The sequence below is a fragment of the Bacillus timonensis genome (genome assembly GCF_004799755.1).
Taxonomy (GTDB): Bacteria; Bacillota; Bacilli; order Bacillales; family Bacillaceae_L; genus Ferdinandcohnia; species Ferdinandcohnia timonensis_A.
The window spans coordinates 13245-35493 of sequence record NZ_SLUB01000049.1; the positions used below are offsets into that span (position 1 = coordinate 13245).

The following is a 22249-nucleotide window of genomic DNA, read 5'->3' on the forward strand; positions in this document are numbered from 1 at the left end:
ATTATCTGTCGACAGGCTTTCCTTTATTCTTATCAAATTTTTAGAATATAGACGATCAACCGTTTTTTCAAGACAATCCCACGATAATCACATAATTCATTCCACAAAAAAACCACAGGCTTCTCACCTGTGATTTTTCCTTTAATTATTAATATTTCAACCCATGTCCAAGTTTATAAACATTGCCGTCACTGTCTTTATAGGCATAACTCATTCCTGCTGGCATGTATTTGTCTTTATCATATCCTGGTACGTCATTTGGTGATACGCATTCTCCATTTTGGTAAACGCCAATCACTTGTTCACTTGCTGGTAAAGTTAATGGTAGGACACCAGATGGCATATGTTTTCCAGCAATCACTTCAAGCTGTGCAGTGTGGAATGTGTCGTAACCTGCAATCAAAGCGTCTGCCATTGGTTCTACATTTCCTAAAATCCATGGAAGGATAATATTTACACTCATCACGACTTTACCACCGCGACTATGAACGCTATCTGCGATTTCTTTTAAATGATCTAATCCACTTAAAGTAGTCTCTTGATACAATGCTCCATCGATTGCTGAATTTACTTTATCCTCACATATTTCAAGCTCGAGTAACCCTGGTGTGGCATTAAAGTAAGATCCGGATTTTGGATGTAGGAATAGAATCGCCGCATCCGCTTCTTCATAGTTATCTGTTAACGTAAACAGTCCGAGTTCTTTCGCTTCATTTCTTGCTTTTTCCGTATACGAAGCTACTCTTTCCTGCTCCTTATGGAAAACTTCAATATAGACCTTTTTACCATCTAGCTTGTCCGCTGTAAGTGGCAAAGTACCGTTTGAATTTTTCAGTACGGTAACTGATTTTTTATGTGCTTCATATGCAGCTTCCCAATGCGCTTTTGTACTAACAACCTCAGTTGCTTTTTCTGGATCATTGTACGTGCGGTCATCAAATAGACCTAAAGCGAACATTTCAGTTAAAAGTCGTACATTTGACTCATCGATTCGTTTTTCACTGATCCAGCCTTTAGTAATGGCCAATTTTAAATTTTCGATATCATTTGTATCAGCAACCAGATCGGTTCCCGCATTAATCGCTTTCGCAAAGCGTTCCGCTTCACTGCTATTTTCCATTCCCCAGCTCATGTTATTAACAATCCCACTATCGCTGTTCACATAGCCCTTGAAGCCGAGCTTTCCACGAAGGATGTGGTCGATGAAATAACGATTAAACGTAAATCCAACCTCTTCAAATGGAATCTCTTCCCCTTCAAACTCTTGAACAACACTTTTCTTAATACTTGGTATGGAGTAGTACGGCATGATGGAAGATGTTCCATGCTCCGCAGCTGCTCTAAATGGTGGTAAATGGTATTTTTCTAAGCTACCTGGAGTTGGGTATAGGTTCCATTTTCCTTCTTCATAGTGAGGGTCAAAGCCATTTTCTCTCGCTCCCCCACCAGGGAAGTGCTTCGTTGTCATCGCAATACTATCTTTTCCTATTGTTTCACCTTGGAATTCGTCAATGATACGCCCGATTACGTCAGCAATAAACTCTGGATCTTCTCCAAATGTTCCATACGTACGCTGCCATCTTGGATCTGTCACCACATCTGCCATATACATATAGCCTTTTCTTAAACCAGTCGCATTCCATTCTTTACGGGCAATGCTTGCAAACTCACTAATAAGGGAAGCATCACCGCCATTTTGGATATCCCCTTTTGCTGCTGCTGCTAATCCTAGCGTTCCTGGCCATGTAGAGAAGATACCAATGGCATCATTCATTCCGAATACGGCTTCTCCATTTTCATTTCTGGAGTTTGATGCAATGATAACGGGAATCCCTAAGCGTGTTCCTTCAGCTACTTCATTCATTGCGTTAACCCATTCCGCCATTTGAGCAGGAGTAAAGTTATCTCGTAAAATGAAATGACGTAAGTGCCTGTTTGCTATCGTATGAGTGGTCCCGTATACTTTGCTAGTCGCAAAAATCGTTTCACCTTTTTCGATGATACTTTCATCTAAGAGGCCTTCATGGCTTGTCTTGCTCTTATCTTCCTGGGCAAGTCCCATTTTCCGTGAATTAATCAGCATCATTCCAATTTTTTCATCGATGGTCATCAAGGAAACCAGATTTTTTGCACGTTCTTCTGGACTTAAGCGCCAATCTTCATAAGGATCCAACTTCCCATTATTATTTAAATCCTTAAATTTCAATCCATCCTGTTCAATAAGCTTTTTCGCTCTAACTTGTAAATTAGGTTGTTTTTGCATGTCAGTTCCTCCTAAAGGATTATTATTTCAATTTCTTTAGTGTTTAAACCATTGATATTGCTAGATAGATGTGAAGTAAATCTACTATATGCAAAAGACAAGGCTTTCATTTTCATACTTTGCCTCAAGAGAGGGTTTTCATAACCTGTGAGTCTTTGTTTCATTAAGATTATAATGATATAATATCAATGAATTTTATGAAATAAATTGTTATTTTTGCTTAAAATATTGTATATCTTGCTATACAAAAAGTACAAAAACCGTATTAGGTTCATACTTTTTACCTTTTTAAGAGGAGCATTATGATGAAAGAATCTACATTTATGCCAATATTGGATGAGAATTTTGAGGTTTTTTATTGGAGCAAACAATATCAATCACATGACTGGGGAAGAAAACCTGACAAAACTTCAGAGAATTATTCCGAAATCGAGCCTTTATTCCGCTTACATAGTCATGACTCAATGGAGGTACTCGTGTTTTTAGGGGGAAAATGTGAATTTTATTGTGAAGGACAAATGTATTCACTCACCAAAGGGGATGTTGTCATCATTCCCCCTTATGCGGTACATAAGGCAGAAGTAAGCGATTTTGACAACTATGAGAGAATTGTAACCACCATCAGTGAATCCTTATTAGCCGAATTTTTATCGATTTCTCCATCGATGAGTGATAGCATCATTTATCATAAGACTTTGGGTTCTTATGTTGTTCATCCCCACTCGGAACATTTAAAGGAAATTCTTTCGCTCTTTCAAGAAATAAGTAATCGCATTAAAGGCAATCGTGACCCTTATTCCTTTGCCTTACATTATCTATTATTTCGAGCTTTCGAAATTATCTTAAACCCAGCCAGTAGTAAGCCAACAAGCAGTCTAAGCAGTCTAAGCAGTGATGCCGACCAACGTTTACATTCTATTATCGAATACATTGAAAAACATTTGACAGACTCACAACTGAATTTAGACAACATATCCAGCCATTTTCATTTAAACAAATATTATTTTTCTCATTATTTTAAGAATCACATGAAGGTGCCCTTTTATCGATATGTATTATTGAAACGACTTGCAACCGCCGTTGCCTTAATTAAGCAAAATGAGTTCTCTATCGAGGAAATTGCGACCAAATGTGGATTCCAAGATTACTCAAGTTTTTACAGACTCTTTAAAAAGGAATATAATCTGTCCCCCAAGAACTTGCAAAAGGAGCTTAGAGTGTAGCCCATTTTTCTCATCCTATTGGTATGTAAAAATAATAGGAAAGAGGGCTCTTGGTGGCTCTTCATTCTACTAAATCCTTGTATTCATCGACATCATCAAATTCGGTGCCAATGTAGACTGGAGTGACATCGATATTTTTCAATTCGATAGGTTTACCCTCATTTATCTTTTTCACGATCAAATCAAACGAGTTATCCTTCTTTAATTTAATGTCAAATTCTTGGATTTCACCGTGAATTTTGTACACATCATTTTCCATTTCTTCATACGTTCCTTTATCAACTTCCCTGTTATCAATGTATTCAACAAAACGTTGTTCCTCTGGTTGAAATGACATCTGAACAATATATCCTTCCACATGTTCACTTTGATAGGCTCCTTTTAAAGGTGGGGTTTTGTTTGACGTACATCCAGTTAAAAGTAAAACAAAAGTAATTGTTAAAAGTAACTTATTACCTATTTTTTTCACAAAAGGTTCCCCCTTGATACTTTTTTACAGAATGAAAGGCAAACGGCTCAACCCGCTTGCCTCTCCCTTTAAAACAATAAAAGACCAATTGTAATCGGAATAAAGCTATAAAGCAGGATCATGACACAGAACCCCATGATATCGCGAATATGCAAACCTGCAATCGCTAAAGCAGGTAAAGCCCAGAATGGTTGAATCATGTTGGTCCAGGCATCTCCCCAAGCAACACCAACAGCTGTTTTCGCGAGGTCTGCATTGATTGCCGATGCAGCTTCGATCATAATAGGCCCTTGAACGGCCCATTGCCCCCCGCCAGATGGTACAAATATGTTGATTAGCCCGCCACTGAGAAATGAAAAGAATGGAAGCGTATGTGCATTAGCAAATGAGACAAACCATAAAGCCATTTCTTGAGAAAGTCCCGATAATGTAACCATCCCCATAATTCCTGCATAGAACGGGAATTGAATGATAATTCCCCCAGCATTTTTGACTCCATTCGTGACTGTGTCCAAAAACTGTTTCGGTGTTTTATGCAGCAGGATTCCTAAGAATAAGAAAATAAAGTTTACAATATTAATATTTAAATCAAAGCCTTTTGTAACAAAATGATAGACAATAAAGCCCAGTCCCATGATTCCAATTAACATCGAAACGATCACACTGTTTTCAATTTTTTCCGCTGGTGTGGATGGGGTTTTCACTTCTTTTGGAACCGTTTCTTCTGGGATCACCCAACCGGAGCGATCTTGGTATAGTGTATTGCCACTTTTCATCAAAAACCTATTAAATATGGGCAGTGTTATGACAAGAACTGCCACAATAAATAGATTAGATGGACTAAAAAGAGTTTCACTAACTGGAATGACTCCCATTTTCTCTTCTAAAAAATGTCCAGAGGTTGCTACTGTTAATGGAATAGACGCTGAAAACCCGCCATGCCATACTAAAAATCCACTGTAAGCTCCAGCTACTAAAATACGAAAATCTGCAGATGGTACTTGTCTTGCCACATGAATCGCAAATAGCGCTCCAACTACTAGTCCAAATCCGTAGTTAATTAAACAAGCGATTGCTGCCACAAATGTTACTAGCATGACTGCATGTGCAGGAGTTTTAGCCAATTTACTTAATCGAGCTAAGAAATTCTTAATAACAGGTGCATTGGCTAATACATACCCAGTTACGACTACCAGAGACATTTGCATGGTAAAGGCTAGTAAATCCCAGAATCCTGTCCCCCAATGCGAAACCATCTGAACGGGTCCGCTATCTGTAAACAAGATCCCCAGTACAAAAACTAAGAAAGTAAGAATGATCGCAAAGATAAAGGCATCTGGCAGAAAACGCTGAACGAGTCGGACAAAAAATCTAGTTACAACTCCCATTTTCACACTCCCCTTGTTTATATGTCAATTGATTATATTCTAACTATTTTAAAAATATACAAGGTTATAGTTGCTTTAAGGAATTGTCACTTTTTAAAAAAAGCTGAATCATTAATAATACTATCCACCGCTCCCGCTTAAAAGAGATAATAGTTACTATCATTCATTCATAACTTTAAGCCCTCTTTCCATATACTCATCCATTATTTCCTTAGGTACCATGCTGCCTCCCGTTGCCCATGAAATGTGCACTGCTCGTTTCATTTTATCGGTTACTTGATTTTTATCGATATACGTTCTTCCTTCCAGCTCTGTAAATAATCGGGTTGGACCCGCAATACCTGCCAATGCAGATGGTTCTAAATACATATCTTCTGTTTGTGCCAACATACTGAGATATGCAAATAGTTGATCGTCTTCAACGGTGTAAACCCCACTAATTAGACGTTCTAACGTTTTTCCTACAAAGCCCGATGGTCTTCCAACCGCTAATCCATCAGCTGCCGTTTTGTTATCGATGTCTACATCTTGGACCGAAATTTTGTCGTGTTGCTCGGTTAATAACCCTAATAACATACAAGGAGAATGGGTCGGTTCCGCAAAAAAACAATGGACATGATCTTTAAAAATGAGTTTCAGACCAAATGCCACCCCTCCTGGCCCCCCTCCAACTCCACATGGAAGGTACACAAACAATGGATGTTCTTCATCTATTATGATATCCTGCGCCTCTAGTTGTTTTTGTAGCCTTGATGCGGCTACGGCATAACCTAAAAATAAATGGGTTGAATTTTCATCATCGATAAAATAACTGTTAGGATCTTTCTGGGACTGTTCTCTTCCCTGTTCAACTGCAACACTGTAGTCCAATTCATGTTCGATCACTGATACTCCCTTACTTCTGAGCAGGTCTTTTTTCCATTTCTTAGCATCAGCTGACATATGAACCGTTACGTTAAAGCCTAGCTTTGCACTAATAATTCCAATACTTAATCCGAGATTCCCCGTAGAACCCACAACAATTGAATAATTGGAAAAGAACTTTCTATATGTATCATTATCGAGTTTGCTATAATCTTCTTCCGTAGATAGAAGCTTATTTTCAATCGCTAAGTCTTCAGCATGCTTTAATACTTCATAAATACCGCCTCTTGCTTTAATCGATCCAGAAATCGGTAGATGACTATCGCATTTCAGGAGCATTTTTCCTTCTATCTTTTTACTAAAATAGTTTTCTAAAGAACTCTGCATCACGGGAATTTCCTTTAATGGTGATTCGATGATCCCATTCATTTCCTTTGTCTCTGGGAAAGCACGAGCAAGGTAAGGTGAGAATCTCTTTAATCTTTCTTCCGCATCACGGACATCCTTTATTCCTAAAGAAACATGTTGAATAGCTCTTTCAAAATCCTGGTATTTCGGATTACTCCAAAAAACCTCCTCGGTTAAAATAAGTTTTTCTATTAATGGAAAAGCTTGAATCCATTCATCTTTTGTCTTTCCTAAGATACGCTCCATCCCATCACCCCCAGAATTTTTACAGTTTTACTTCTTCAACGTTGCTAAAAATATACAATTCATTGTATTCTCTACAAGACTTGATTTTCCTTTAATTTCTTGTAGTAAAAAAGAGAAGGTGAGACATACGATGCCTCCCCTTCTCTTCAATAATTTAAATGTAATTGGGTTACCCCAGATTTTAAGAACGAAAACGACTAAGAAACTGCTGCAGACGTTCGCTTTCCGTATTTTCTAATACCTCTTCAGGTGTACCTTGTTCAGCAATCACACCATTCTCCAAGAAGATGATCCGATCGGCAACATCCCGTGCAAAGTCCATCTCATGGGTCACAAGGACCATCGCCATTTCCCCTTCTTCAGCAATGTCACGGATGACTTCTAAAACTTCACCAACAAGCTCTGGATCAAGGGCAGAGGTTACCTCATCAAACAGCATTACTTTCGGACGCATCACGAGAGCACGTGCCATCGCTACCCGCTGCTTTTGACCACCGGAAAGCTGATTTGGGTAGTTATCTAATTTATCACCCAGCCCAACCTTTTCTAGCATTTCAATTGCATTTTTCCTGGCCTCTTCTTTGGAATGACCTTTCACTTGAATTGGACCAGTCATACAATTTTCTAGAATCGTCATATGTGGAAACAAATTAAAGTGCTGGAATACCATCCCGATATCCCCTCTAATTTGTCTTAAATGCTTCTCGTTTGCTCTTACTAATTCCCCTTTTTTCTCCATTTGCCAAAGGTTTTGACCATCTACCTCGATGACCCCTGAAGTGGGTTCCTCCAATGTCATTAATAAACGAATAATCGTCGTTTTCCCAGACCCACTTGGTCCAATCAACGCGATTTTTTCAGCAGGTGCAATATCTAAGTTAATCCCTTTTAAGACATCCACATCACCGAAAGATTTGGTCACATTTTTATAGGTTACAATCGGCTCAGCCATTGATTGCCACTCCCTTCTTTACACTTTTCGTTCCTGTTGGATCTTTCTTATCAAATCGTCGATTCAGTTTGTTTTCTAATTTCTTTATTAAGACTGCTGATGGATAACTCAAAAGCAGGAAGAAAAGAGCCACTAATGTATATGGTTCTAGATACGCCCAATTTCTCGCACCAAATTTATCTGCCATGAGCAGCATACCTGCAACACCAACTGTTGACGTCAAAGGTACTTCCTTGAACATGATGATCAAATAATTCCCTAGCATTGGAATCGTCGGAGGGATCGCTTGCGGAAGGATTATTTTTGTCCATCTGTCTTTTATAGACATGTTCAACGCAATAGAGGCTTCCCATTGCCCTTTATCGACAGATTCAATTCCTGAACGGTAAATTTCTGAAATATATGTGCTAAAGTGAATGCCTAGCCCAAGTACTGCAACCGTGAATGGACTTAAGCTCACTCCAATATATGGGACCATCGGCAATCCAAAAAACAAGAAAAATAATTGCACGAGCGGCGGTGTTGATCGAATAAACTCAAGAACAAATGAAATCACCCATTGAACAGGTTTAAATGGAATTCGTTTTAACATTACCCAAACAAAACCAAACACCATCGCAAATAGATAACAAGCGATTGTCACCCCGAGGGTCACCCACATCCCTTTGAAAATCATCGGAAGTGATCCAAAAAACATATTCCAATCCCACATTATTCGCTAGCCACTCCCTTCGATGATTGTTTTTCCGCCCACTTTGTTAAACCGATTAAAGGTAAGGCGATCACAAAATAAAAAATAAGAATGAATAAGTATACGGTAGGCGTCGAAGAAAGATTGGTATTTGTATAAAGTTGACCTCTATACACAATATCAGCCAAGCCTACGAGTGATATGAGTGAGGTTGCCTTCAACATTTGAATCAGATAATTGCCGAATTCCGGTAGCATCATCCTTACTGCCTGGGGCAAAATAACAATTTTCATACGTTGAAAGCGTGACATGTTCAGAGCAATGGCTGCTTCTGTTTGTCCATGTGAAACGGAGAGGATTGAACCACGAACCGTTTCCGACATATATGCTCCATAGTTCATTGAAATTGCAATTACACATGCCCAAAATTCAGATCCTAAATCAATTCCAAACAAAATCGGAAGCGCGTAGAAGAACCAAAACAATTGAATGATTAGAGAGGTCCCGCGAAAAATTTCTACGAAGAAACCTGTGAATTTTCGAATAAAAAAATTCTTTGACAAGCGACCAAATCCCGCTAAAAATGCAATTAAAAATGAGAAACATGCAGACGTAACTAAAATAAGAATCGTAATGTTTAGACCTTGAAGTAATATTGAAAAGATTTCACCTATTTGACTAATTGGACTCACCTCATTTGTTATGAAAAAAGGTCTCCCATGCTAGGAGACCTATCCATTTTTTCCCCGTGTTATTTTAAACTTTCCACTACTTGTTCCGTCGTTAAATCATTCGGAACAAGGTTTCCTTCGCCAAAACCAGATGGGGTAATGAGATCAAGAATCTCTCCATTTTCTTTAAGTTTCTGAAGTTCTGCGTTGTACGCTTCCCTCAGTTCTTCGTTATCTTTCGCAAATGCTGCTGCACCATAACTAGGCACTCCTTTGATATCTGGTTGCTCAAAATCTTCAACAAATTCTAGCGCGTTTTGATCAGAAGATTGTAAAGCCATTTTCACAGTCATTTCAGTACCAGTGGTTGCTTGAGCTCGACCTGATTGGACAGCAGAGAATGTCGCCGGGATATCGGCAACTTCAAGGATTTGGTCTTCACTCACACCCATTTCTTTCAAAAACTCGATTTCTGTTGCACCAGACATGACTGCTACAATTACATCAGGATTGTCTGCAATATCTGTGTAGCTGTGAAGATCTAAGGGATTTCCCTTTTCAACAATTAAGCCTTCACCATATTGAATTTCTGGTTCACCAAATGCCACTTGTTCGGCACGTTCTGGTAAAATCGCCATTCCAGCTGTAATAACATCAAATTTGCCTGCTTTTACCCCCGGAATCAGTTGATTCCATTCGGCAATTTGCCCTTTTACATTTTCAATCCCCATATTATTAAAAACTTTTGTCGCAATCTCAACTGCTGCCCCTTTTAATTCACCCGTTTTGGGATCTTGATAGGCATATGGCGCTTCATTCGCAAAGCCAATCGTAACGGTACCTTTTTCTTTCAACTCATCTAGACTAGATCCCCCTGATGTGGCCCCCTTAGTCGTGCCACCGGCTTCCTCTCCTGTGCCACAAGCTGTCATGATTCCTAAGACTAGTACAAAAAATAAAATCGATAGTCGTTTTTTCATTTACCTACATACCCCCAAATTTTTTTAAACTAGCAAATTTGCTAATTGTTGATGCTTTTTTGAATTCTATAACGAAAAGATTAAAGACATAATAAAATTGTATATCTTTTTAGAATAATTGCTCAAATCTCATATTTTTGGATATAACAGGATATTTTAGGATTAAGTATGTTGAGGGCTGCTGACTTGGTGGATAGGCAAACATCCTCGATTAGATGGACGTATGCTCCGAATCACTCGACATCAGTGTGGATTTCCAAATTTGTCTGGTTGTCTAGATGGATGTAGGATAACCATAAAATTTAATTTGAATTTCAAGGTATTTTCTGGTTGTTTATGTTAAAATATGGATAAAGATTGAACAATCTGATGAATGGTTTAAAACAATTTCACTTTACTCTATTTGGGGGGATTTGTTTGGTAAAAAGAAGAGTGGGCATATCATTTATTGCCATTTCCACTATTTTAATAGCAGTAAATTATTTGAGTGAAGCAATTGGCGGTGCACCCGTTGGAAATTCCATTAGTACCTTAAGTTTACTCTTATTATTAGCTGGATTATGCTATTTGTCATGGGGTGAATATGAGGAGTATAAAAAAGGAACAAGGCATTCAGGTAAATAAATGTATCTGCTTGTTGTGGGTACTTTCCTTCAATGATATTTATATCAGGAGCATTTGAACCTACAATTGTACAGAACAACATAGATGAAAGTAGTTCTGGATGATTGGCCATCGTTGGGTCAAGAAAGGACAAACCCGCTAAACCCACTCCTGTCATAACATGCGTAGCAGGTATCTATACTGTTCTCCTTTTTAGCACTCACCTTATGTTTGCCAAACTAAGATCTCACATTGACAAGGAAACATGTAAAGCACCTTACTATCCACTTACCTTTTACCATTGTAGTAAGTGACTATTAAGGGGCTGTTAAAATCGCTTTAAGAATCATGGTTTTTATAAATGATTTTATGTTTCGTGCATTAAAATAACGTAAAATTTGTCATCCAGTCAAAATTCTTGCATGTGCTACTATATTCATTCATTTTTATGCTTGCTCAGACGAACCTCTTTTTTCTTTTTTCTTGTATCAAGATATTCAAAATGATAACCGCAAACATCAAAACAAATGATACCATACTAATGATAAGGATTGTTTCAACACTCCAGTCTGTAAAACGGGTGAATATATCAGGAATAATCAGAAATGCTGGTATCCAAATGGGAAACCACATCTTACTCCAAATTGCTGTTCCTACAAAAGTACTACTGCAAATCACGATTACAACTATATCCGCAGTTGTACCACCTACAAAAAACGGCTTAACAAATATTGTACTCACAACGATTACGAGAATCGCTAATGTTGTGACAATCATACTGGCAATAACGCCCCCAAGAAAAAATTTTTTCTTTGAGTATTGCTTCCGACCTGCATTCTGTAAAAAATATACGTAAACGGCAAGCATTAACACAGCTAAAATAGGCATCCCAATGACTTGTATAATGTTAAGTTCAAACTCTCCTCTTATGGCGGGTCCTATGAGGAAATAGGCTATAACTCCAATAAAAAAGAGCGGAAGGAATTTTAATAGACTTTTATAATCTGTCTTCATTTCTTGTTTTAATGAAGCCATATATTGTTCTGGTGATTGATCAATAATATCATTTATGCTTCTCCCACTTTTCTCTGCCTCGGTGAGATGATCCATTAATTCCTCAATTAATTCCTTAATTTCTTGTTCATTTTTTCCTGACATCATTAAGTACATATTAAGATTGTCGATAAATGCCTGACTTTTTGTTGATAACATATCCTTACCTCCCTTTCAGTAATTCATTTACTGGTCCTGAAATTTGTTCCCATTCTTCGGTAATAATCTCCAAAGCTTCATGCCCTTTTTCAGTCAAAAAATAATATTTGCGATTTGGTCCTGATTCAGAGGGGCGCATTTCTCCCCTGATGAGGCCATTTTTCTGAAGCCGTAATAAAATTGGATAAATCGTTCCCTCACTTACATCTGCTAATCCAATATTCAGCAATTTTTGTGAAAGTTCATAGCCATAAATAGGCTCCTTTTTGATGACAGCCAACACACATCCATCCAATACTCCCTTTAACAATTGGCTTCTTATTGACATCTCATCTTACTCCCCCCTCTAGTTTGCTATACAAGGTAGTGAACCGAAAAATAAAGTTATTCTTAGGTAGTTGGTTTAACAAGATAGCTGATATAAAAAACAACTATCTTGTTATACAAAATAGTTGTTTTAAGTGTAAATTTATTTCATTTTTTTGTCAATAGGTTTTTTCTATAATGATAATGTACTTACTTAATTTTCATCATACGCATTAAGTGCGTTCACACTGTGCGCTAGCGCAGATCCTGCTTTTAATGCAACGGCTACGAAAATAGCTTCTGAAATTTCTTCTAAATCAGCGCCTGCTTTTTTAGCATTTTTCGTATGAAGATCGATGCAGTACGGACAACCCGTTGTATGTGCACAAGCAACCGCAATCAACTCTTTGTCCTTTTCTGTTAAGTTTTGCGCTTTGAGGGACTTACTGTCAAAATCAATAAATGCTTTAAATGCCTCTCCGCTCAAGTCCGCAAATTCTTTCAGTCTCGCAAAATAGGATGCCTTATACAGTTCTTCATCACCATTTCCATCATATGCGTTGAGTGCATTCACTCCATGTGCTAAAGAAGAACCAGCCTTTAATGCAGTCGCAACAAAAATAGCTTCTGCCACTTCCTCTTTCGTAGCATCATTCTTTTTCGCATTACCGACATGTAAATCAATGCAATATGGGCAACCTGTGATATGTGCGACCGCCACGGCAATCAGTTCCTTTTGCTTCACGGAAAGTCTTCTCGCTGCTAATGCTTGGCTATCAAACTTGATGAAAGATTTAAAAGTCTCTGGGGCATACTGTTTCAATTCTGGAAGTCTTCCGAAGTATTCCTTTTTGTACAAGCTATCTGTTTTTGTTCCTGTCATTTTGCATCTCTCCCTTGGGTATTTTCCATAAATACAATACGATTTTTCACATCAACTTACTTAGTTTTTTAATAGAAAAATACGAATCCATCTATTAGTGAAACTTAAAAAGCCCCTTCCGATGAGGAAGAGGCATTATGTACGTCCACACTCATCTTTCAAGCATTTGCTTGCTGGAATTAGCACCTTGATACATTCATCGTAACGGTTGCTGCGGGATCAACGGACCAGGTTCCTCCCCCGACTCTTGATAAGAAAAAATCGTATTTAATTTAGGAATCTAATATCTACTACCTTACATGAATTAATAAAAGCTTGTCAACAGAAATATTGGATTATTTCGAAAAATATCCCTCAACCGAGTTTTGGGATTTAACACTTATAGGTTAATCGGCCACTCTTCTAAATGTTCAGCCATATCCCAAAACATGTATTCAAACATGCTTGTTTTAACGACAATTTCTTCAAGTCTTGCTAGCTCTAGTTCAGATTTTCCACTTGCCATTTCATTGAGCAGAGTTTTACAATCATCGGATAACTTCGTAAATTCATCGGATGCATACATTTTAACCCATTCTCCATAGAATTCATGTTCGCTGGCTCCAGGCCATGTTACGAGTTCTTTTCCAATAAAATTATAACTCCAAGCACAAGTAAGGACGGCTGCGACCACATTTTCAACACCGCCAAGATGTGCGACGTTCAGCATGTAACTTGTGTAAGAAGTCGTAGTTGATGCAGGCTTGGTTGCCTCTAGTTCTTCATGAGAGATACCAAATTTCGCGGCATATTGGCGATGAAGATCCATCTCCACTTCAAGCGTACCATGTAAAAGATTTGCAAAAATGGACATTGTTTTTAAATCGGGAGCTTTCGCACTTCCTATCGCAAATAGACGGCTATACTCAATTAAATACACATAATCTTGTTTCATATAATGTTTAAATTTTTCCTTATCCAACCAGCCCTCACCTATCCCTTTGACGAAAGGATGTTCCAAATACGAATTCCAAATTGGTTCTACTCGATTCCATAAACGATCAGTAAATAAACTACTCATTTTCATTTCCCCTCTCTCCTTTTGACATCAGGGAGAAAAAAACAAAACCCATCACTAGTGACTAGAAATGGGTTCGGTAATATATCATCGCATACACGACAAATACCAACTCCACTTCCCTACGCTAGTGTTACCTAGATCAGGTTCAAAGGGTCGATATGTCTATCTCTCAGCAAATACATGCTCCCCTAGTCGAATTGTTAGATTATTAAGTTACTATCTTTTAGTTAAACATAGCTGCTGAAAATAAGCAAATGTTTGAAAGCTTTCCAACATTTCTATGTGCAAGCAAACAAAAAATCCTCCAGGATGGAAGATTTCTTATTTTAAATTCGGATATTCTTGTTGTCTTAATGCCTCATACACCAATATCGCAGCGGTATTTGAAAGGTTAAGGGATCGAACATGCTGACTCATAGGGATTCTTAAAAAATGATTTTTATGTTTTTCTAGCAAATCTTTAGGTAAGCCTGTTGTTTCTTTTCCAAACATAAAATAATGTTCTTTTGAAACATCGCTGAAATCAAAAGCTGAATGTGTTTTTTCGCCAAACGTTTCAATATAGTAAAACTCACCTTTATTGCTCGAAAAAAAATCATCTAATGAGTCATAATACGTGATATTGACGGAATGCCAGAAATCAAAACCCGCTCGTTTAATCATTTCTTCATCTGTTGAAAAGCCAAGGGGTCGGATTAAATGTAAGGCTGTATCCGTTGCAGCACAAGTACGTGCAATATTTCCTGTATTAGCCGGAATATCTGGTTGATAAAGTACAACATGTATTGCCAAGAATGGTCACTCCTAACTATAATTCCCCTCCAAATTATAGCATATAGACGGCAGACAAAGGTACTTTAGATAAGTTCGTTATACCAAGTTGGCTCTTATAAGAGCACAAAGTAAATCCCGAAGACGACTGCAATCATTATGACAAAAACGCCAAGGGTGAGCACCGTGGTTTTGGGTGTGCGGAATGTCTGGTTATTAATCGCCTTAATTTTTCTCACATAGGCAATCATAGCCATAATAATTGTCAGTATGCCGATTCCAACTGAAAATAGTCCAATTACATTCGCTAATAGATCCCCTGTAGATGAAAGACTGGTTTTCATTGTAAAATGCAAATTCGTCACAAGGAACCCAACCCCAATAATTGCAATTGCCGTTCTTACCCACGCTAAAAATGTTCTTTCATTCGCAAGATGCTGCTGAATGTATTTAGAATCTACCGTTTGATGGTTCTCCTCTTTTTTCGGGTTTTCTTTATTCATAACATCACCCTCTTTATTGTTAAGTTAAATCATTCTTAAAAACTAGTTCGGTTTCATTGTTTAATTCGTAGCTACATTCCATAAAATAACCCAAGAATATGAATTGATAAAATCGGAGGTATTTTCTTTGGGTATCTTTAAGGATAGTAAAAACAAAACCAACAGTTTAACCGCTGCAGAAGTATCCGCACTGTGGCTTCAGTATATGGGTGATAGTATGGCTATCTGTGTATACAAATATTTTCTTAATATAGTTGAAAACAAAGAGATTAAATCTATTTTAGAAAGTTCATTACAGTTAGCTGAAAGCCATATTACGAAAATTGATAAATTCTTAAAAAGTGACAATTACAAGACTCCAATTGGATTTACAGAGAGTGACGTAAATGTTAACGCACCTCGACTTTTTTCTGATCAATTTTTACTATTTTATTCCTATATTATGACCATCCATGGGTTAACCGCTTATAGCTTAGCGATTACAAACACGGAACGAAAAGACATTCAAAATTACTTCTTTGAGTGTACGGAATCTTCTAAGGACCTGTTTCAAAAAATCGTGGAATTAGCTAAAAACGAGCCAAAATTCACTAGTGTACCAACCATTCCTTCACCAAAAGAGAGCGCGTTTATCGAATCACCAGGGTTTGTTTCAAATTTAATTGGTGACAAACGGCCACTTAATAGTTCGGAAGTTAGCACCCTTTTCTTTAATTCAACGAAAACTGGATTTATCAAATCATTAAGTTTAGCTTTTAGTCAGGTAGCTAGGTCAGAGGAAGTTCGTACTTTTATGGTGAAGAACGTTAAATTAGCAGGAAAAGATGCAGAAAGTTTTGATCTAATCTTACAACAGGATCATTTACCAATCCCTGAGAAATGGGATGCTGAGGTTACCGATTCAACAATCAGCCCATTCTCTGACAAATTGATTATGTTTCACGCTGGCTTTTTAGTCAATGCGGCTCTTTCCTACTACGGGGCATCATTAGGCTCCAGCTTCAGGTCGGATATCATCGTTAACTATTCTAAAGTCTTTACCCATGCCATGGAGGCAGGTGCATTTTCTTACCATATTATGGTGAAACACGGATGGTTAGAAAAACAACCAGAAGCCATAGATAGAAAAACGTTGGCAAAAGGTTCAAATAAGTAAACATAATAAGGAGAGATCGACTGGTCTCTCCTTTTTCCACCAAGTTAAAACAAGAAAAACGTAACAACTATCTTGTGTATGAGACTAAATTGTATTTCCCTTTTTCTTAGCATCTGCATCCAAACCAGCACCGATTGCAATGCCGATACTCAACCCAATCGGTATACCTAACCCAATATTTTCAAATATCGTTAATCCAAACACAATACCCAAACTCATCCCTATTGACATGTATAATGTTAAATACATACCCTCAGGTACCAACTTATGCTTCTTTTGAAGATGAGACACAATGTCATTAATCACTTTTTTATGTTGGGTTAGAACCGTATCAATCCGGTCTATATTCCCTTCTAGTTGATTAAAATGATTTTTCAAATCAAGCAAATAGAGCTGACAATCCTCACAGTTTTCTGAAAATGAAGCGAGCTTTTGAACCACTCGTTCACACTTATTTAGATTCAGTTTTTTACAATTTTCTTTGCTAATGGCGCTCTTCAACTTCTTTATAGTTGTTAATAATTCATCTGCTTGTTTTTCCAACGTAGCACCCCCTTAGAGATAATTAGAAAATCATATCAAGACCGTTCTACTTGTAACCCCTGTATATTTGTTCACATTTTTTACTTATTTTTATCTACGATTAAAACTAAATTAAGTTTCGCTTTTCATATGAATGACAAAAAAGCAGCCCTAATTTTAACTAGGACTACTAACTTAAACAATTTCTGTTACACAACCGTACAGGCACCTATACTTTTAAATATATTTCGCAGTTATCGACCGCTCACAATTCTTAAGTCCTGTTGGTGGTCCTTCGTATAAAATCTCTCCTCCACCAGTTCCACCATCGGGACCTAAATCTATAATCCAATCACTGTTTCGAATCACATCCAGGTTATGTTCGATCACAATCACAGTATTGCCCTTTTTGACTAATTCTTCGATAATCACTAAAATGTTCGAGACATCTGAAAGGTGCAATCCGGTTGTTGGTTCATCGAGAATATAGATGTTGCCCTTCTTATTTAGCTCTTTTGCAAGTTTCAGACGTTGACTTTCTCCACCAGACAATGTGTTTAGGGGTTGTCCTAATGAAAGGTAGCCAAGTCCAACTGTTGCCATGCTTTTTAGCTGTCTCTGGATGTCTTTCGCTTCAAAAAACTCCACGGCTTCCGCGACAGTCATCTCCATTATGTCTACAATATTTTTCCCTTTATAGAAATATTGAAGCACTTCTTGTTTGTACCGATCGCCATGACATTCGCTACATTCCATTTCCATTTTATCCATAAAAGATAGATTAAGCTCTACCGTTCCAGTTCCTCCACAAGTTTCACATGCCCCTTTAGAGTTATAGCTGAATAACCCACTCTCCACATTATTTGCTTCAGAAAAGGCTTTTCGAATCGAATTCATAATCCCAGAGAAGGTTGCTGGATTAGAACGTATGTTACCGTGTACCTGGCTTTGGTCAATACGAATCGACTCTGGATAATCTTTTGCAAAGACCTCGTTTACAAGCGTACTTTTCCCTGAACCCGCTACTCCGGTAACAGCTGTAAATACACCAATTGGGACGCGAAGGCTAACATTTTTTAAATTGTGCAGACTACTTTTCTGGCTTTCTAAAAACTCATTAACTGGTTTTGGGTTTTCTTTGATTTCCATCTTCTTGTTTAAATACTGAGCTGTAAGTGTATCTGAAGATAATAACCCTTGGTAACTTCCACTATACATAATGTTGCCACCGTTAGTACCAGCATTTGGACCCACATCGATCACATGGTCTGCAATTTGTATAACGTCTGGGTCATGCTCTACCACTAATACGGTATTTCCTTTATCACGTAATTTGACAAGTAAATCATTTAATCGGTAAACATCGCGAGGATGAAGTCCAGTGCTTGGTTCATCAAATATGTACATTAAACCTGTTAAGTTACTAGATAAATATTTCACCATTTTAACCCGTTGAGACTCACCGCCAGATAAGGTCGGTGTTTCACGTGTTAAGGTTAAATAACTTAATCCAATATCACAAAGATTCTTAACCCGTTCTAAAATTCCGTCCACTATTGGCTTCGCACTTGGCTCGTCGAAGCTGGGCAGAACTTCAATTAACTCATCCAATTGCATTGATGTCAGGTCATAAATGGAATAGCCCATGATTTTAGATGACATAACCTTCTCATTGTAACGTGTTCCGTGGCAGCTAGGACATGTACCAGTTGTGGCAAATTCCTTGAGCTTTTTTTCGGCAGCTTTTGATGTGTCTTTGTCACGATTCACATTTTGACGCATAAATCTTACAACCAGGCCAACATAAGTTGTATTGATTTCCCCGTTCATGTAGCTAATTGCGACCTTCTCTTCTTCAGCATAAACAAGCTTTTCAAATTCTTCTTTTGTATAATCCTTGATCTTTTTATCCTTATCGAAGAAACCTGATTCAGCATATGCTTTCCATTGCCATGTACCCGGTCCAAACCCTGGAAGTAAAATCGCCCCTTCATTTAAGGACTTCTCCTTATCTAAAGCAGCATCAAGATTTAACGTTATCGTTCTTCCAATCCCTTCACAGTGTGGGCACATCCCAATCGGATCATTAAAGGAATAGGCATTACTCCAACCAATACTTGGTTGGGCAAAGCGTGAAAAAAGCACTCTGAATAGTGGCTGAATATCGGTAACCGTCCCGAGTGTGGATCTTGCATTTCCACCTAGTCGTTTTTGATCCACAATGATCGCAGTAGATAAGTTATTAATTTCATCAGCTTCAGGTCGGCCGTATTTCGGCAAAAACTGCCTAGCAAAACTACTGAAAGTCTCGTTTAACTGGCGACCAGCTTCCTGTGCAATCGTGTCAAAAACAATCGATGACTTACCTGAACCAGAGACCCCTGTGAAAATCGTGATTTTCCCCTTTGGAACCTGTACATGCACATTTTTCAAATTGTTCTCTCTACCATTCACAACTTCAATAAATTCCTGTTTCAATCAACATCATCTCCTTTTCTGCTATTTACGTCCTCTATGTAGCGGCTTGTACATCTTACCATATAAGATTAAGAGAAGAAACAGGCTCTGGGACAAAGGGACAGGTTCACTGTCCCAAGTTGGTCAATGTTACTAGTTTAAATGGTAGATCAATTGAACAACGCCGGATGAAAATCTATTGGTTTGAACCAATTTCAAATTCACCCTCTGCTTTATGTCGCTAAATAAAGGTTTTCCATCTCCCAATACAACAGGGTGAACAGACAATCTATATTCATCAACAAGTCCTAAATTGATAAAAGTGGTGATCAGACTTGCTCCTCCGTATAGCCAAATGTCTTTACCATGCTTTTTCTTTAATTCATTTACTTCTGCAAAAATATCATCATTTATGTATTTAACATGATGATCACTACCCTTTTGCGTTCGAGAAAACACATATTTTTCTTTACTATGGACGGTATCCCACATTTCCTTTTCCGTATCTGGGTATTCCGTTTTTGGAGTATATTGCCCCCATAAATCGTAGCTTTTTCTTCCGTAAAAAATAGTATCGATATTATTTAAGAAATCCAAAAACCCCATATCTGAGTCCATTACGCACCAGTCAACTTCCCCTCTCGGTCCCTCAATAAATCCATCTAAACTAACTGCCAAATCTAAAACAACTCTTCTTGATCTCATTTTTCTACCTCCCGTTATAAAATGGGTTTGTAAAACCAACAATTCGTAACCTTTATCCTTTAATCCTCGAGATGAAACACTCACATTTTGATATATAATTTCACATTTAAGGATGCCCCTTTTGACTAGAACCAAGTAATTTCGAAGGGTTATATCTAAAAATATATAGTATCTGATGATGGTAAATTATCCAACAATTATGTTTCAAACCCTATTAAGCTAGTGAAATGAATAAGGTACGTTTGTGACAGATTTCCCCGTACACACTGCAGCGCATTTTATGGTAAAATAAAATTCCTTGGCAGGGGCATTTATAAAGCGAGTTGACTTTTTGGGTCAACTCGCTTTTTTATAGTATCATCTGAACACATATCCACACCCGTAATTCGCAACTTCCCTCCCACCTATGAATAAGCAGAATACTTCCTATCGTTTCCGATTCGATGTATCATTATTTTTGCACGATAATAAAGTACCACTGATTAGCTAAGTATAAAATGGTACTGGTTTTCACTTTTTTTATATAAATCAAACGTTTATGGAGGTTACAAACAATGAATCAAGACAATCAATTTATGTTAACACCCTTTAATCTCCCTAACGGGGTTGAATTAAAAAACAGACTCGTCATGGCACCTATGACTAATTTTTCATCTAACCCAGATGGAACTGTTTCAGATGCTGAGGTAAGCTACTATGCTCGCCGTGCTAGTGGAGTGAGTATGGTGATTACAGCTTGTACATATGTTACTCCAAATGGAAAAGGATTCCACGGTGAATTTGCTGGTGACAAGGATGAGATGATACCAAGCTTAACTCGATTAGCAAAGGCCATTAAAGAAAAAGGAGCCAAAGCAATCTTACAAATCTTTCATGGTGGAAGAATGTGTCCTCCCGAATTAGTTCCAAATGGAGAAATCGTTAGCGCTAGTGATGTGCCTGCAGAAAGAGGCGGTAAATCAACAGAGGATCCTGATGTCAAACCAAGAGCATTAACGGAACATGAAGTCGAAGAAATCATAAAAGCATTTGGCGAAACCACACGACGTGCCATCGAAGCAGGTTATGATGGAGTTGAAATACATGGAGCAAACGGCTATTTAATTCAACAATTCTTCTCCCCACATTCAAACCGTCGTGAGGATCGATTTGGGGGTAGCCTTGAAAAACGCATGACCTTCCCACTTGCTATTGTGGAAGAAGTGCAAAGAGTTGTAAAAGAACATGCGACTCCTGAGTTTATTGTTGGATACCGTTTTTCACCAGAAGAACCTGAAACACCAGGAATTACAATGGGTGATACACTCAAACTGGTTGATACTTTAGCTGAGAAAGGACTAGATTATCTTCACGTGTCTTTAGCAGATTTCTTTTCAACAGCTAGAAGAGGTGTTGAAGATACCAACAAAACACGTATCGCATACTTGCTTGAAACGATTAATAACCGGGTTCCGTTGATCGGAGTTGGATCTATTTATACTGCAGAAGATGCTCGTAAGGCCTTTAAAACCGGTGTCCCTTTACTTGCAATAGGTAGAGGTCTAATCATTGAACCAGATTGGGTACAAAAAGTAGCAGAAGATAAAGAAAATGAAATCGTGACGAAAATAGACAAAACTAAACAAAAAGAATTAGTGATTCCAGACCCTCTATGGAATGCTATCATCCACACCCCTGGCTGGTTTCCAGGAGTCTGATGGGACAGAGGGACAGGTCCACTAGCTTTGCATAATTGCATTTATTTTGATAAAAAGTAATATATTTACAGTTAGTTTTTTTGCTTGGGAGCTAAAACAACAATCATGAATAAAATTGTTGTTTGTTCCCATTTTTTGGTATTTTCTTTACTTTATTTTCCTTTTAATACGTTTCTTTTTCTCACCAATTAGCGCAACACTTCCGTAGAATATTTCTTT

21 protein-coding genes and 2 riboswitches are annotated in these 22249 nt (G+C 37.9%); of the genes, 4 read left to right on the forward strand and 17 right to left on the reverse strand.

Annotation, left to right across the window (positions count from 1 at the left end):
- Nucleotides 1-148: 148 nt before the first annotated feature.
- Entirely contained in the window at nt 149-2263 is a 2115-nt protein-coding gene (locus tag E1I69_RS19230; protein ID WP_136381182.1) for a glycoside hydrolase family 3 protein, read from the reverse strand.
- A gap of 302 nt (nt 2264-2565) precedes the next feature.
- Here E1I69_RS19230 and E1I69_RS19235 point away from each other — a divergent pair, with 302 nt between their 5' ends.
- Nucleotides 2566-3486 carry a helix-turn-helix domain-containing protein gene (locus E1I69_RS19235; RefSeq protein ID WP_242634646.1) on the forward strand — a complete coding sequence of 307 codons (921 nt, stop codon included), beginning with the start codon at nt 2566-2568 and terminating at the stop codon, nt 3484-3486.
- Nucleotides 3487-3547: 61 nt separating this feature from the next.
- Here the strand turns inward: E1I69_RS19235 and E1I69_RS19240 are convergent, their stop codons facing one another.
- The 7 genes from E1I69_RS19240 to ehuB all read right to left on the reverse strand — a co-directional run bounded on the left by E1I69_RS19240 (nt 3548) and on the right by ehuB (nt 10155).
- Nucleotides 3548-3955 carry a lipoprotein gene (locus tag E1I69_RS19240; protein ID WP_136381184.1) on the reverse strand — a complete coding sequence of 136 codons (408 nt, stop codon included), beginning with the start codon at nt 3953-3955 and terminating at the stop codon, nt 3548-3550.
- 68 nt (nt 3956-4023) lie between these two features.
- On the reverse strand, nt 4024-5343 hold the full coding sequence (locus tag E1I69_RS19245) for a short-chain fatty acid transporter (RefSeq protein ID WP_136381185.1): 1320 nt from the start codon (nt 5341-5343) through the stop codon (nt 4024-4026).
- Nucleotides 5344-5502: 159 nt separating this feature from the next.
- A complete protein-coding gene (locus E1I69_RS19250; protein WP_136381186.1) occupies nt 5503-6861 on the reverse strand; it encodes a D-serine ammonia-lyase in 1359 nt (452 codons plus the stop codon).
- Nucleotides 6862-7042: 181 nt separating this feature from the next.
- On the reverse strand, nt 7043-7813 hold the full coding sequence (gene ehuA / locus E1I69_RS19255; RefSeq protein ID WP_136381187.1) for an ectoine/hydroxyectoine ABC transporter ATP-binding protein EhuA: 771 nt from the start codon (nt 7811-7813) through the stop codon (nt 7043-7045).
- Entirely contained in the window at nt 7806-8525 is a 720-nt protein-coding gene (ehuD, locus tag E1I69_RS19260; RefSeq protein ID WP_207308578.1) for an ectoine/hydroxyectoine ABC transporter permease subunit EhuD, read from the reverse strand. Before ehuD ends, ehuA begins: the two co-directional genes overlap by 8 nt.
- A complete protein-coding gene (locus E1I69_RS19265) occupies nt 8525-9187 on the reverse strand; it encodes an amino acid ABC transporter permease (RefSeq protein WP_136381201.1) in 663 nt (220 codons plus the stop codon). The genes ehuD and E1I69_RS19265 overlap by 1 nt, the downstream gene beginning before the upstream one ends.
- Before the next feature lie 68 nt (nt 9188-9255).
- Entirely contained in the window at nt 9256-10155 is a 900-nt protein-coding gene (gene ehuB, locus E1I69_RS19270) for an ectoine/hydroxyectoine ABC transporter substrate-binding protein EhuB (protein WP_136381189.1), read from the reverse strand.
- Between the two features lie 417 nt (nt 10156-10572).
- Between ehuB and E1I69_RS19275 the strand changes: the two genes are divergently transcribed.
- Complete coding sequence (locus E1I69_RS19275; RefSeq protein ID WP_161974944.1) at nt 10573-10779, forward strand: hypothetical protein; 207 nt, start codon at nt 10573-10575, stop codon at nt 10777-10779.
- A gap of 435 nt (nt 10780-11214) precedes the next feature.
- Here the strand turns inward: E1I69_RS19275 and E1I69_RS19280 are convergent, their stop codons facing one another.
- The 6 genes from E1I69_RS19280 to E1I69_RS19305 form a co-directional block, all read right to left on the reverse strand.
- On the reverse strand, nt 11215-11970 hold the full coding sequence (locus E1I69_RS19280; RefSeq protein ID WP_136381191.1) for an HAAS domain-containing protein: 756 nt from the start codon (nt 11968-11970) through the stop codon (nt 11215-11217).
- 4 nt (nt 11971-11974) lie between these two features.
- The gene (locus E1I69_RS19285; protein ID WP_136381192.1) at nt 11975-12298 is read right to left on the reverse strand and encodes a PadR family transcriptional regulator; all 324 of its coding nucleotides are present in this window, start codon (nt 12296-12298) and stop codon (nt 11975-11977) included.
- Between the two features lie 192 nt (nt 12299-12490).
- Nucleotides 12491-13159, reverse strand: a complete 669-nt coding sequence (locus tag E1I69_RS19290) for a carboxymuconolactone decarboxylase family protein (RefSeq protein WP_136381193.1) — start codon at nt 13157-13159, stop codon at nt 12491-12493.
- A 148-nt stretch (nt 13160-13307) separates the two neighbouring features.
- Nucleotides 13308-13416: riboswitch (SAM riboswitch) on the reverse strand.
- 122 nt (nt 13417-13538) lie between these two features.
- Entirely contained in the window at nt 13539-14219 is a 681-nt protein-coding gene (tenA, locus tag E1I69_RS19295; protein ID WP_136381194.1) for a thiaminase II, read from the reverse strand.
- Nucleotides 14220-14318: 99 nt separating this feature from the next.
- A riboswitch (TPP riboswitch) is annotated at nt 14319-14419 on the reverse strand.
- Nucleotides 14420-14540: 121 nt separating this feature from the next.
- A complete protein-coding gene (trmL, locus tag E1I69_RS19300) occupies nt 14541-15011 on the reverse strand; it encodes a tRNA (uridine(34)/cytosine(34)/5-carboxymethylaminomethyluridine(34)-2'-O)-methyltransferase TrmL (RefSeq protein WP_136381195.1) in 471 nt (156 codons plus the stop codon).
- A 95-nt stretch (nt 15012-15106) separates the two neighbouring features.
- On the reverse strand, nt 15107-15493 hold the full coding sequence (locus E1I69_RS19305; protein WP_136381196.1) for a YidH family protein: 387 nt from the start codon (nt 15491-15493) through the stop codon (nt 15107-15109).
- A 127-nt stretch (nt 15494-15620) separates the two neighbouring features.
- On the opposite strand from E1I69_RS19305, the gene E1I69_RS19310 reads away from it, so the two are divergent.
- A complete protein-coding gene (locus E1I69_RS19310; protein ID WP_136381197.1) occupies nt 15621-16649 on the forward strand; it encodes a DUF3231 family protein in 1029 nt (342 codons plus the stop codon).
- A gap of 84 nt (nt 16650-16733) precedes the next feature.
- Here E1I69_RS19310 and E1I69_RS25060 read toward each other — a convergent pair whose 3' ends face one another.
- The 3 genes from E1I69_RS25060 to E1I69_RS19325 all read right to left on the reverse strand — a co-directional run bounded on the left by E1I69_RS25060 (nt 16734) and on the right by E1I69_RS19325 (nt 20333).
- On the reverse strand, nt 16734-17192 hold the full coding sequence (locus E1I69_RS25060) for a hypothetical protein (protein ID WP_242634647.1): 459 nt from the start codon (nt 17190-17192) through the stop codon (nt 16734-16736).
- Nucleotides 17193-17408: 216 nt separating this feature from the next.
- Complete coding sequence (locus E1I69_RS19320; RefSeq protein WP_136381198.1) at nt 17409-19649, reverse strand: ATP-binding cassette domain-containing protein; 2241 nt, start codon at nt 19647-19649, stop codon at nt 17409-17411.
- 132 nt (nt 19650-19781) lie between these two features.
- Entirely contained in the window at nt 19782-20333 is a 552-nt protein-coding gene (locus E1I69_RS19325) for a dihydrofolate reductase family protein (protein WP_136381199.1), read from the reverse strand.
- A gap of 554 nt (nt 20334-20887) precedes the next feature.
- Between E1I69_RS19325 and E1I69_RS19330 the strand changes: the two genes are divergently transcribed.
- Nucleotides 20888-22030, forward strand: a complete 1143-nt coding sequence (locus tag E1I69_RS19330; RefSeq protein ID WP_136381200.1) for an NADH-dependent flavin oxidoreductase — start codon at nt 20888-20890, stop codon at nt 22028-22030.
- Nucleotides 22031-22249 lie beyond the last annotated feature (219 nt).